This window comes from Croceibacter atlanticus HTCC2559 (genome assembly GCF_000196315.1).
GTDB classification, from domain to species: domain Bacteria; phylum Bacteroidota; class Bacteroidia; order Flavobacteriales; family Flavobacteriaceae; genus Croceibacter; species Croceibacter atlanticus.
In genome coordinates, this window is the sequence record NC_014230.1 from 1,555,729 (window position 1) to 1,568,127 (window position 12,399).

Sequence of the window (12,399 nt, forward strand, 5' to 3'; positions counted from 1 at the left end):
ATTGTAAACCACTTATATGGTAAATGCTATTTTACATATGTAGTAATAGACTAAGATTTTACGAATACAATTTTTTCTTCTTGTTTTTCTATTGCTAAATTGTAGAAGGTCTTTAACTCGTTATAATATTTTGATGGAACAAGATTGGAGTTAATTACAAATTGATACGAGACTTGTACGTTGTTACCCACTTGTTTGGCTTTATATAAAAACTCTCCCAATTCTTCAGGTAGTAATACTTTGGTGCTTTCTGGTAACGTGCTAACATTATAGCCGTCAGGTATGGCAATATTTACTATATAATTTGTTTTCCTTGGGTATTGGTAGTCTATTGGGAATGTACGATCCTCTAACACAAACGGGTTTTGTAAATCTGCTAAGTGTAACATTGGTGTTAAGTAACACTTGTCTTCAATAACATCTACCGGTTTTTCAACATTAAACTTATAAGAGTAGAGTATAGGCTCGTAAGTTTTATTATGGTTTTTAAAAGAGTACTCACCAAATTTTACGTTAGGGTAGTCGCTCTCAAATGTAGCAACTAGCTCTTCTTCACTTTTCCTGCTAAACCTCTTTTTAAAATTGTAAGCACTATGTCCTGTAATCTTACTGTTTAATGAACCTTCTATCTGCATAGCCTCATCAAACTTTAAAGACATAATTGTATTGTTTTCTGAATGAGACGTTGGGTTAAGGTTAATCCATCTTGAACGACCATCTTCTGTTATTTGTCTACCATTCCAATTTAAGAGGTGTTCTTCTAAAAAGTTTACAGATCCATTTTTATTGGTAGCATCTAACAAATAAAGTTCTTGGTTTATAGTTGCACTTGAAATTACAAAGTTAAAGCCGTTTATAGTTGGAGATACAGGAATACCATGATCTCTTGTGCTTACCAAAACTGGATTAGATGTAATGCCAGCTTCTCTTAACATAGCAGTTAGCATTAAATTAATATCTGCACTATTTCCAGTATTAGTTCTGTACGCTTTAACAACTCCTTCATCTGTATAAATGCCTACATAATCATTCCAGTTCATTTTCTTTTTTACGAACTCATATATGTTAAACACTATTTCTTCTTCTGTATTAGAGGTGTTTAAAATTCGCTCTAAATCACTCTTAAAGTATCCTTTTTTATCCAGCTCATTCCCAAATCTTGAAGACCTATAAATGGTTTCTGTAATGTTATCCCAAGTGGTTGTAACTGTTTCAAGACCTTTGCCAGGCAAGTTTCTAAAAGAAACTTCAAATTTTAAAGAATTCTTATAGTTGTTTACGTTATTGGTGTAGGCTTCATCCTTAAGTGGCGGCACATTACTTAGCTCTAAATCATAAATGTCTGTTTGTACATCTATAGTGTTTCTAGTATTAATGGTTGGTTTGCCATGGCGCTGGCTGCCAACATCTTTCATTTTATCTAATAGGGCCTCAGAGTGGTCATAAGTAATTTTATCTCGTCCTCTACCTTGTTCTACATTAAGAGGTAAAGTACCTCTTTGGTGTAAATTCCATCCAAAATATTCTGGTGATGCAAATTTTAAAACAGATTTCTTTATAGGTATAAACTCCTGCAAACTGTATTCGTCTAGATTATAGATGTAAGGAGTTTGTAGCTCATATTTATATTCAATAACACTACCGTCATTAATATTTGGCATTGCAAATTTTACAAGCGTGGTGTATTTTGAAGCCTCTTCTTCAAAAATGCCATTATTTTTTAGTTTTTCCTTTTTTACTTTACCACCTTCTAAATTATAGGTAAAAGCTTTAAGACCGTTATAAGTATCTTTTGTCCTACCATCACTAGTATGAAGTTTAAAAGCAACATCTGCATATTTGTAACCTTCTTTGTTATAAATCTTTATGCGTTCCTGTACTTCTGTAATTGCAAAAAAGCCATATTCTTCTGAATAGGAAAATCTTGTTTTGTAATCTCTATAAAGTATTGAAGCAGAAGCATCGGGATGGTCTGGATGTTCGGTTTCTAACAATTCTTCTTTTGAAACATCTCCAAAATCATAGTCTTGGGCAAGTGTAGGAAATGTAATAAGTGTAAGAGCAATTAAGAGTAAAGTTTGCTTCATAATGTAGAGATAAGGAGTTTTGTGTTGTCTTTATTAGTTATGGTCTTACAAAATGATCTGTAAGCTTCATATTGGTTAGGCTCAAATGTGCCTTCGGTAATTTTAAGGGATCTTTTACAGGATAAACGGTTGTCCTTTAAAGAGAAAGTTAAGTTGTATTCTCCAAATGGGGTATGTAGTATAGTGTCTTCTGGTGTGTTTACCGTCATACCTTCTGGTATGGTATAAGAAATTAAAAACTCTACTGTTTTAGGACGCTGTATAATAAAAGGTGTTTTCCTGTTGCTGGTTCTTGGTGGGACTAATGCTCTCGAATTGCTAAATACTATTGGCTTAAGTATAAAGTTATTCCCAGCTTTTGAGAGGTATTGGTGTATTGTAAAATCTAAATCTTCTTGATAAGTAATATTATCTTGATCGTCATTTAAACTTATATTAGTTACAGAAAGACCGTTTATGTGACGCCACTCTGTTAAGTAACTGTTTTTTAATTCTTCTTGAGACATAGTGTTAGCATAACTAGCCTCTTGATAAAAAACACCTTTGCTGTGTTCATTTAAATGACCTTTTACTGAGGTGCCATCTATGTCGCAATTAATTGTATAGCGTTTGGTGCTTTCTTCTGCATTGTATGCTTTTGTCTTGGTAATTATACCGCCATTTGGAGTAATCATTAAAGCATCTCTGTTATCTGTAAAATCTCCTAAATATCCAAATGGAGATGTTTGGCTAGTACACTCTAACCACGTTATATCTTCATTTAAATCTACTCCTAATATTACGTGATTACCTTGTACAGCAACTAAATCTTTATCTATATCTGTTTGTTCATTTCCGCCATAAATTATGGTGTAGTATGAAGTTAGTCCAACAGCATCCATTAAACTTTTGGTGTAATTGGTAAGGGCTTTACAATCACCATAGCTTAGTTTATCTACATCGGACGCTAGCATAGGTTTCCAGCCACCAATTTCAATCTGAACGCTTATATAACGAACTTTATCCTGAACGAATTTATATACAATTCGCGCTTTTTCTTCATCTGTAGTAGCATTGGCTGTAAGAGCCCTAATTGCTTCAATAGTTTCAGAACTTAAATCGTTTGTTTTTTCAATGAGGTTGGTATTCATCCAGTTACCAAAATCTTGCCAACTGTTAGCAGAGCCTTTTTCGCCTTGTAAGCTAAATTGTGGTAAATACAACCTAAGCATAGGCGTAATTTCATTTAAATTTGGTGCTAAATACTCATGTTTTACAGCAGGTAGTAATTCTGCTTTCCAGGACATTTCTCCTTCCTTTTGTTCCGTAGTGATAGTATAGCCATCAAAATTAAACTCTTTAAATATAGGCTTGTTCTTAGGATTAAATTTTATGGTATAAGTAGATCTAACCGTACTGCTTAAGTAATCTTCAATAGGCATCCAACGTTCTATAAAAGCAGATGTTTTGGAGGTTGTCTCTTTTTCGAAAACAACAGTATATGGATAAGTTATTGGAGTGTAGTCCAGGTACATTACACGATTGTCTGAATACAACGTCCCGTTACTTACTGCACTTACATCCCTAAAGTCGCGTTTACTAAAGCTTTTAATTTTATTTCCTAATGCATCATATATGGTAGCATTAAGTTTTTTTACTTTACTGTTGTTGTCATAAAATGCAAAGGCATTAATATCTGAGTTTCCTTTACTGTTTAGAATAGTAATGGTCTTTGTATAGTATACGTCTTGTGAGCCAGAATCTGAGACATCTACAAATGTAGATTCAGATTTGGTGATACTATTGGCATTTTCAGTTAAAGATTTGGGGAGATCTAAAATTGTAAACTTAGATTCTTGAGCGTAAGAAGCAGAAAGAATCAATAAAAAAATGAGTCTTAAAATCACGAAATGAAATTATAGCGACGAAAATAGGAAATTACATTTCTGAAAATGTTTACACTTTGTTAAAATAGTTAAGAATTATATAATTATGCATTCTATATTTCAACATCTTCTAAAATATAAGCCTCAATTTCTTTGTCGTCATCACCATGTAATACACTTACATCTCCTGTAGTTTCTAGGACTACAGCTTTTACTTCATTTAGTCTTATCACATTTGCTTCTCTTAATTTGCCTCTAAGTTCGTTTTCTGTAATTTCTACTTTATTTAAATTATCATAAAGTATTTGTCCGTCTCTCATAATTAATACTGGACTGTTATCTAAATGTTTTCGTGCCGTTTTGCTTCTAAATCTAAGTAACGATACTAGGTAGTTTGCAAGATATAAAAGCCCAATTAATAAAATACCTAGTAGTAATTTAGGGTTGCTCGTGGCTATAGTCATACCTATAAGATTACCTATGGCAACAGTATTCACAAAGTCAAACCCAGTCATTTTACTAAAGCTTTTAAGGCCAAATATTCTTGTAAATATGATAACAGCAATGTAAACAACTGTAGTACCTATAATAATTTCTGGCACCATGCCTATATCTTTTGTAAAGTAGTCTAATTTCATAGTATAGAATTTTCTAATCTTAAAATTACGACAATAGATAATGCAAATACTTGTAAGACTTACAAATAACATAATTTTATACTTCAAGAAAATAAATGTTAAACCGGTTGATGCCTATAAAGGTTTTACGTACATTTTCAACTATAATTTATGCTATGAATCCTGATTTACTATTTAACGCTATACGCTCTCAAGACAAGGCAAATATTGCTATTGTATTAAAAGAATATCCAGAACTAATACAAGCTAAGGACCAACGTGGCTCTACACCATTGTTACTTGCTACTTATTATGGTTTTAAAGATATTACTGAAATTTTATTAGATCATAACGCAGACATAAATGCACAAGATGCTTCTGGAAATACAGCGCTTATGGGTGTGTGTTTTAAGGGGTATCCAGAAATTGCTGAGTTACTAATTAAACGTGGCGCCAACATAGATTTGCAAAACTCTAACAATGCGACTGCTTTAATTTATGCAACAACCTTTAATCAAGAAGCTATTGTAAAGCTTTTATTGGCGCATAATGCAGATAAGAGTTTAAAAGATGCTCGAGGTCATACTGCTAAAGATCACGCACAAATGCAAGAGTTAAATGATATTCTAGACTTATTGAGTGATGAGTCTTGATACATCTCTCATTAATAAACTACAATCGGTAAGAATTCGTAATAAGGGTTTTAAAAGAAAAGCCGTGTTACCAATAGATCAGGAGTTAAACTATTGGGAATACCTTAAGCTTACTTTGGGTGAAAATGTATTTGTAGTAAAAACGGCGCTAGGTTTGGATATTATTTATTTATCTGAGGTAGAACGTACTGAGTATATTCATCAAGCTTTATATTTATTTAAACCTTTGCTTAATATAGATACTGGTATCACAGTAAAAAGCTTATCTAATGAACACGTTTTAAAAGATTTTGGAAATATCGTAAAGACACTTTCAAAACATCCTCAATTATTTTTATCTAGTTGTAAGAAGCTTATTCAAAAATTTAACCATACGCAATTAAGAACACCACTTTCTCAATTATTATATAATTGTTTTGATTCAGAATTAAATGCACTAATTAAAGTAGGAAATATTCCCTATGCTTCTAAAATTGAAACTTTAAGAACACAACAGGAACATATAAGTTTAGAACCAAAGAGTCTCTCTAATTTAACTAAGCGCTATTTGTCTAACAGCAACCATAATAATTAAGTATTCTTATTTTATAGGAATATAAATTTCTGTTACCCAGTTAGCTGGATTTGGGTCTGCACTAGGATCTGTTCTATAAACTTCAAAGTCTTTTGAAGTCTCCATTTTCTCAAGGCTATTTTCTTCTAAATAAGCATTAGCAGCACCCCAAGCATCTTTTAAGTTTTTATAATCTCCTTTAAGTGTCGTCTTAACAACTTTTTGAGATGGCATAAAACCGCATAATATAGGACTATCATTAGGAGTGATAACTTGGTTTGTGGTTGGTATTGCAGAAGAAAATATAGCGGTATTATTCGCTAAGTCCCATTGCTCGTAAATAGTCATTGGGCTACCAGAAATAGGAATATTATTTTCTTGCATATATGAAAATACTTGTGGCATCATCTCGGCCATTTTGGTGCCAATAGCACTTATCTTAGATGCAGAAGTATTGTACATATAATAACCGCCACTATGTTGTGTAATGCCATCTACATTTATAGAAAATTCAGACATTTTAGTTTCGATTACTGTGTTTATGTTTTCTAAGCCTTTAGGAAACATTGGTTTTAGCATTTGTGTGTAAGAACCATCTTGTGCTGCCCAATATGCTTTATCCTGAAAACTTTGAGAACCCTTCATTCCCCAAGTTACTTTTGTACCTTCTTCAACCTCTTCAAATGTCCAGTATACAGTACTTTCAGAAGGTCCTAAAGGTGTTTCCATTACCATGGTTTGTGTAATGCTTTTATTTGGTATAGCATCAATAGTTTCAATACGGCCATCTGGAGCAGTATCACCTGTCCAAGAATAGCTTGCGCCAACGCCTACTGTTTTTTCAGGGTAACTTGTAACTATGTTTGGATCATCTGCTTTCCAAGGACCCCAATCTTCCCAAGTTTTAAGATCATTTATTTCATTGTAAATTACAGATGCTGGTGCATTAATTACTTTAGAGTCTTCAACTTGAAAGTCGCCATCTATAGTGGCTACATATATAGAGGCACCAATTATTACAATTAGTAAAAGGAAAAATAAGTATTTTAAAAATTTCATAAAGTTAGGGGTATAGTTAATGGTATGTAAATATACATATTATAGCAACTGTTTTCGAAACATTTTTGGGGTATAAGTGATAAAATATGCTTTTAAGGTTATGAAGTTGAATGAATTACAGGAGTCATTCTTAAAAATATATGAGATAAGGAATTAAGATTTAGCGAAATACCATTAAATTGCACCTTAAATAATCAAATTATATAAAATGACATTTAAATATCTAACCGTATTAAGTTTAGGGTTACTTCTTTTAACATCTTGTGGCCAAGAAAAGAAAGAAGAGGTAAAACCAGAACCAAAAGAAACCAAAGCTGGAATTGTAGATGAATTTGCAGACATTAAAATCTTGCAATACGAAATTCCTGGGTGGGAAAATTTAAGTCTAGAAAAGCAAAAGCTTGTTTACTACATGACGCAAGCTGGTCTTAGTGGTCGTGATATGATGTGGGCTCAAAACTACCGTCATAACCTTACTATTCGTAAAGCATTAGAAAATGTGTATACAACATACACTGGTGATAAAAACACAGAAGACTGGAAAAACTTCGAAACGTTTGTTAAGCGTATATGGTTCTCTAATGGTATACACCATCATTACAGTACTGTAAAGATGACTCCAGACTTTTCTGCAGAGTATTTAAATCAACTTTTAGCAGATACAAATACAACGCTTGAAGGCGAAGCTTTTGAAGTATTGTTTAATGATAAAGATACTAAAAAAGTAAACCTTTCTAAAGATGCAGATATTGTATTAGAGAGCGCTATAAACTTTTATGGACCAGATGTAACTACTGCAGATGTAGAGCAGTTTTATGGATCTAAAACAGTTGATGCTAATGAGCCAATTGAACTTGGTCTTAATACTAAACTTGTTAAAGAAAACGGTAAGCTGGTTGAAAAAACATACAAAAGTGGAGGTCTTTATGGCGAAGCTATTGATGAGGTTATCGGTTGGTTAGAAAAAGCTAAAGGAGTAGCAGAAAATGAAAATCAAGCAAAAGCTTTAGGATTATTAATAGACTATTATAAAACAGGAAGCTTAGATACTTGGGATGAGTATGCTATTGCTTGGGTAAACTCTACAGAAGGTGATATCGATTGGATAAATGGCTTTATTGAAGTTTACAACGATCCAAAAGGTTATAAAGGTTCTTATGAAAGTATTGTACAGATTAAAGATTTTGACATGTCTAAAAAGATGGCTGTTTTATCTAAAGATGCCCAATGGTTTGAAGATAACTCTCCATTAATGGCTGAGCACAAAAAAGCAGAGGTAAAAGGAGTATCTTATAAAACTGTTATTGTTGCAGGAGAAGCTGGAGATGCTTCACCAAGTACGCCAATTGGTGTAAACTTACCAAACAACAACTGGATAAGACAAGCTCACGGAAGTAAGTCTGTATCCTTAGGTAACATAATTAATGCATATAATGGTGCTGGCGGTTCTGGTCGTTTAGAAGAATTTGCAAACGATTCTTTAGAGGTAGCATTAGAAAAAGAATATGGAAAGCAAGCAGATAAGCTACACACCGCATTACACGAAGTGGTAGGGCACGCTTCTGGACAGATAAATCCAGGTGTTGGTACACCAAAAGAAACTTTAAAGAGTTACAAATCTACAATTGAAGAAGGTCGTGCAGATTTATTCGGCTTATACTATTTAATGGATCCTAAACTTCAAGAACTAGGATTAACAGACAACTGGGAAAAAACAGGAAAAGCTGCTTATGATGGTTATATAAGAAATGGTATGATGACGCAGCTAATTCGATTAGAATTAGGTGATGATGTAGAAGAAGCACATATGCGTAACAGACAATGGGTAAGTGCTTGGGTGTTCGAGAAAGCTCAAGAATCTGGAGCAGTTGTTATGGAGCAACGTGATGGTAAAACTTACTTTGATATTAAAGACTACTCTAAAATGCGTGAGCTGTTTGGAGAATTACTTAAGGAAACACAGCGAATTACATCTGAAGGTGACTATGAAGCTGCTAAAGCTTTAGTTGAAGATTATGGTGTAAAAGTAAATCAAGACATTCATAAAGAAGTTTTAGAACGAAATAAGCAATTTAAAAGCGCACCTTATAGTGGTTTTGTAAATCCTGTTCTTGTTCCAGAAATGGATGAAGATGGAACTATTACTGCTATAAAAGTAACACAACCAGAATCTTTTGAGGCTCAAATGCTTGAGTATGCAAAAACATATGGATTCCTAAAATAAGAACTATGAAATATGTATTAGCCATAGTATTAAACTTAGGTGTGTTTTTTAGCTTGTATGCTCAAAATGACTCACCATTTTACGCAACCTTAAATAAGGAAGATGCAAGCACATTAAAGCTTCAATTTCCAGATGCTGTACAAATATTAGGATCAACAGAATATGAGTCTGCAGTTATGCTAACCGAGACTGCAGCTCATGAATTACATGATGCTATATTGGTACACGGACCAGGATATATTAGAAAGCCTTCTGCAGAGAAGGCTTTAAATGATATCGCTGCAACACCACTAATTCCAAATGCACAATCGTTTACAAGCACTAACTATACAATTACACATGATGCTATAGTTACACAAGCTTTAAATGAAGTAAGCACATCGAATTTAGAAGATCATATTATAGAGTTGCAAAATTATGGTACCAGATACCATAACAGACCAGAAGGAACACAAGCTGCTATGGATTTAAAAGCAAAATGGGAAGCATTAGCAGCAAGTTATAACCGTACAGATGTCTCTGTGAGATTATTTAACCATACAGGGACCACAATGCCGTCTGTTATAATGACCATTACAGGTGCTGTATCTCCAAATGAGTATGTAATTACTGGAGGTCATTTAGATACAACAGCAAGTGTAAATGCGTTGGCGCCAGGTGCAGATGATGATGCCTCAGGTATTGCTACAATTACTGAAGCTGCTCGTGTTTTATTCGAAATAGATTTTGTGCCTAACCGTACCATTGAAATTATGGCATATGCTGCAGAAGAGATAGGTTTAGTTGGTTCTGCAGAAATTGCACAAACTTATAGTAGCGACAATAAAAATGTAATTGGTGTCACTCAATTTGATATGACAAATTTTAATGGCTCAGACAACGATGTTTATTTTATAACAGATAATACAGATACATCATTAAATTCATTTTTAATGCAATTGTTAGACAACTATAATGCAGATGGCGTACACCAAGTTACTTACGGTACATCGTTATGTAATTATGGATGTTCAGACCACGCAAGTTGGTTTGCACAAGGCTACCCAGCATCTTTCCCCTTTGAAGCTGCTTTTGGAGAACATAACCAAGCTATTCATACCTTAGGAGATACGTTTACAGTTTCTGGTACCGCAGATCACGCTACGAAATTCACAAAACTTTGTACAGAGTTTTTAATTGAAACAGCAAAAACTTCAGTATTAGGCGTTACAGAGTTTAATCAGCCAAATGTTATAACAACTGTAAATGATAATGTTTTGAGTTATAGATTTGAATCCTCAGACTTTACTGTCGAATCACTTTCTATCTACGACATTAGTGGAAAAAAGCTAACGTTTGAGAATCTTGATGGGAATACAGGAAATTATGATTTAAACTCGCTAAGTACAGGATTGTATATAGCAAGTTTTAAGATTAAAAATCAAGGAGTTTTTTCTAAAAAAATTAGTGTAGAGTAATTATAACAAGCTATAGACTATGAAAAGCCACGTTTAACGTGGCTTTTTTATTAGTAATAACTTTATTAATTAAGCTGTGTCTTCAAGATAAATAGGAACACAATAAAAGCTATAAAGCCTAATAGTATAAAGATACTACCCTTGTAATTCTTTTTGTGAAGCTTAGCATCTTTCCTGTAGGTGAAAATCATAGCAATTACAAAAGCTATAAAGAAAAGTGCTGCAAAAATGTATTGTCCTGTACTAAACATAAGTTGTACTTTTAAAGCACAAAAATACTCTAAAAACTATGAAAAAACGCATTAACGCCGTAAGACAATTTCACACTGCATTTGGGTTAGGGATGAAGGAAGAGCCAACTGCCGACTTAGGTTTGGCAAAGAACACACTTCGTTTTAATTTAATGAAAGAAGAAAATGAGGAATATTTAGAAGCTGCTAATAATAATGATCTGGTTGAAGTGGCAGATGCCTTAGGAGATATGTTATACATTTTATGCGGCACAATTATAGAGCACGGTATGCAACATAAAATTGAAGAAGTGTTTGATGAAATACAGCGCAGCAATATGAGTAAACTTGGTGAAGATGGAAAACCAATTTATAGAGAAGATGGTAAAGTATTAAAAGGTCCAAATTACTTTAAGCCAAGTATTAAAGAAATTCTTGAAACTAAATAAAGAGATATTACAACTAAAAAAGTCAGCTATAATGCTGACTTTTTTGATTTTTTATAAGTTCTTCCGTACCATAGTAATGTTCCGGTTACTGGTAAACTTGCAATAAGTAAACTTGAAAGAAAAGCTATAATCTTTCCTGCAATACCACCGATAGCACCTATATGTATATCGTAATTCATCCTAAGTATCTTATCGGAAACCTTAGCATTGCTATATGTTCCATATACACTTGGTGTTTCAATTTCCTCTAAAGTATTTTGATCGAAAAACCTAAAGTCTGAATCGTAATACACACCTTCTGTATTAGAAGTTTCAATATAAATACTCTCAGTTTCAGAATGTGGATAATGCAGTTCAAAGCTTTCAGCATTTGGATTTTCTTTCCTCAGTAATGGTATTAATTGATCTATTGGAGAAACATCCTGATTTTTTTCTAAAGTAGTTGAGGTATTTTCAGGAATTATAAACGCAATTGTTTTATCACCGCCAATTGCTTTGTAAAAGCCATAACGCATCCAGTTATAAGACATTATAGATCCTGTAAATGCTAAGATTAATGCTAATGCGCACACATAAAATCCTAATATGGTATGCAAATCGAAATTCTTTCGTTTCCAACGTGTGGTGGCTTTCCATTTAAAGCTTACACGTTGTTTAAGGTTTTTACGCCGTTTAGGTAACCACAGTAAAAAGCCAGAGATAATGATAATAATAAATAGAAGGATAGATACACCAACAACTTGTTCTCCTAACTCTTTAGGAAGCCACAGCCTCATATGGCCTTTTAATATGAAAGCAAAAAAACCAGTCATATGATCTTTAACTTCTAAGATTTCACCAGAATACGGATTTAAAAACACGCTTTGGTAAAACTCTGGTTCTGCATCATAAAATATAACTTCAATAGGATCATTAGGTTGCTTAAATAAAGTACCATGAACAGTTTGTTGTGGAAATACTGTCTTGGCAATATCTTTAGCTTCTGTAGGAGTTAGGTGTTCTTGAGCCCTAACCTCTATAGCAGTGTCGTCATTTAATAAAGCTTCAATTTCTTCTTTAAATGCCCAGAAACAACCAGTAATTGCTACTATAAATACAACAATACCTGTTGTTAACCCTAAGATTTTATGTAGTGTAAGTATTTGCTTTTTATATTTCATATAATTAACCTTGAAAAGGGCACCTGTACAGATACCCTTTTATAT

11 protein-coding genes are annotated in these 12,399 nt (G+C 33.3%); 5 read left to right on the forward strand and 6 right to left on the reverse strand.

Annotated elements, in window-relative coordinates; translation table 11 throughout:
• Positions 1–50: 50 nt before the first annotated feature.
• From CA2559_RS06975 to CA2559_RS06985, 3 genes are all read right to left on the reverse strand, one after another.
• Positions 51–2,087, reverse strand: coding sequence for a transglutaminase-like domain-containing protein (locus CA2559_RS06975; protein ID WP_013187154.1), 2,037 nt, complete (start codon positions 2,085–2,087; stop codon positions 51–53).
• Positions 2,084–3,949: a DUF3857 domain-containing protein gene (locus CA2559_RS06980; protein WP_013187155.1), complete on the reverse strand. Its 1,866-nt coding sequence runs from the start codon at positions 3,947–3,949 to the stop codon at positions 2,084–2,086. The genes CA2559_RS06975 and CA2559_RS06980 overlap by 4 nt, the downstream gene beginning before the upstream one ends.
• Before the next feature lie 116 nt (positions 3,950–4,065).
• Positions 4,066–4,590, reverse strand: coding sequence for a DUF421 domain-containing protein (locus CA2559_RS06985; protein ID WP_013187156.1), 525 nt, complete (start codon positions 4,588–4,590; stop codon positions 4,066–4,068).
• A 155-nt stretch (positions 4,591–4,745) separates the two neighbouring features.
• On the opposite strand from CA2559_RS06985, the gene CA2559_RS06990 reads away from it, so the two are divergent.
• Complete coding sequence (locus tag CA2559_RS06990; RefSeq protein WP_041241147.1) at positions 4,746–5,222, forward strand: ankyrin repeat domain-containing protein; 477 nt, start codon at positions 4,746–4,748, stop codon at positions 5,220–5,222.
• Entirely contained in the window at positions 5,212–5,796 is a 585-nt protein-coding gene (locus tag CA2559_RS06995) for a hypothetical protein (RefSeq protein ID WP_013187158.1), read from the forward strand. The genes CA2559_RS06990 and CA2559_RS06995 overlap by 11 nt, the downstream gene beginning before the upstream one ends.
• 6 nt (positions 5,797–5,802) lie before the next feature.
• Here CA2559_RS06995 and CA2559_RS07000 read toward each other — a convergent pair whose 3' ends face one another.
• Positions 5,803–6,834, reverse strand: coding sequence for an SRPBCC family protein (locus tag CA2559_RS07000; RefSeq protein ID WP_013187159.1), 1,032 nt, complete (start codon positions 6,832–6,834; stop codon positions 5,803–5,805).
• A 208-nt stretch (positions 6,835–7,042) separates the two neighbouring features.
• Between CA2559_RS07000 and CA2559_RS07005 the strand changes: the two genes are divergently transcribed.
• Both CA2559_RS07005 and CA2559_RS07010 read left to right on the forward strand, forming a co-directional pair.
• Positions 7,043–9,058, forward strand: a complete 2,016-nt coding sequence (locus CA2559_RS07005; protein ID WP_013187160.1) for a dipeptidyl-peptidase 3 family protein — start codon at positions 7,043–7,045, stop codon at positions 9,056–9,058.
• 5 nt (positions 9,059–9,063) lie between these two features.
• On the forward strand, positions 9,064–10,515 hold the full coding sequence (locus CA2559_RS07010) for a M20/M25/M40 family metallo-hydrolase (RefSeq protein WP_013187161.1): 1,452 nt from the start codon (positions 9,064–9,066) through the stop codon (positions 10,513–10,515).
• Between the two features lie 65 nt (positions 10,516–10,580).
• On the opposite strand, the gene CA2559_RS07015 is transcribed toward CA2559_RS07010, so the two are convergent.
• The gene (locus tag CA2559_RS07015; RefSeq protein WP_013187162.1) at positions 10,581–10,766 is read right to left on the reverse strand and encodes a hypothetical protein; all 186 of its coding nucleotides are present in this window, start codon (positions 10,764–10,766) and stop codon (positions 10,581–10,583) included.
• 38 nt (positions 10,767–10,804) lie between these two features.
• On the opposite strand from CA2559_RS07015, the gene CA2559_RS07020 reads away from it, so the two are divergent.
• Positions 10,805–11,194: a pyrophosphohydrolase domain-containing protein gene (locus CA2559_RS07020; protein WP_013187163.1), complete on the forward strand. Its 390-nt coding sequence runs from the start codon at positions 10,805–10,807 to the stop codon at positions 11,192–11,194.
• 26 nt (positions 11,195–11,220) lie between these two features.
• Here CA2559_RS07020 and CA2559_RS07025 read toward each other — a convergent pair whose 3' ends face one another.
• On the reverse strand, positions 11,221–12,354 hold the full coding sequence (locus CA2559_RS07025; protein WP_013187164.1) for a PepSY-associated TM helix domain-containing protein: 1,134 nt from the start codon (positions 12,352–12,354) through the stop codon (positions 11,221–11,223).
• Between the last annotated feature and the right edge of the window lie 45 nt (positions 12,355–12,399).

Bases quoted from the DNA above. Each gene is read 5' to 3' on its own strand.
- CA2559_RS06975 (WP_013187154.1), bottom strand. From the start codon at position 2,087: ATGAAGCAAACTTTACTCTTAATTGCTCTTACACTTATTACATTTCCT.
- CA2559_RS06985 (WP_013187156.1), bottom strand. From the start codon at position 4,590: ATGAAATTAGACTACTTTACAAAAGATATAGGCATGGTGCCAGAAATT.
- CA2559_RS06990 (WP_041241147.1), top strand. From the start codon at position 4,746: ATGAATCCTGATTTACTATTTAACGCTATACGCTCTCAAGACAAGGCA.
- CA2559_RS06995 (WP_013187158.1), top strand. From the start codon at position 5,212: ATGAGTCTTGATACATCTCTCATTAATAAACTACAATCGGTAAGAATT.
- CA2559_RS07000 (WP_013187159.1), bottom strand. From the start codon at position 6,834: ATGAAATTTTTAAAATACTTATTTTTCCTTTTACTAATTGTAATAATT.
- CA2559_RS07005 (WP_013187160.1), top strand. From the start codon at position 7,043: ATGACATTTAAATATCTAACCGTATTAAGTTTAGGGTTACTTCTTTTA.
- CA2559_RS07010 (WP_013187161.1), top strand. From the start codon at position 9,064: ATGAAATATGTATTAGCCATAGTATTAAACTTAGGTGTGTTTTTTAGC.
- CA2559_RS07015 (WP_013187162.1), bottom strand. From the start codon at position 10,766: ATGTTTAGTACAGGACAATACATTTTTGCAGCACTTTTCTTTATAGCT.
- CA2559_RS07020 (WP_013187163.1), top strand. From the start codon at position 10,805: ATGAAAAAACGCATTAACGCCGTAAGACAATTTCACACTGCATTTGGG.
- CA2559_RS07025 (WP_013187164.1), bottom strand. From the start codon at position 12,354: ATGAAATATAAAAAGCAAATACTTACACTACATAAAATCTTAGGGTTA.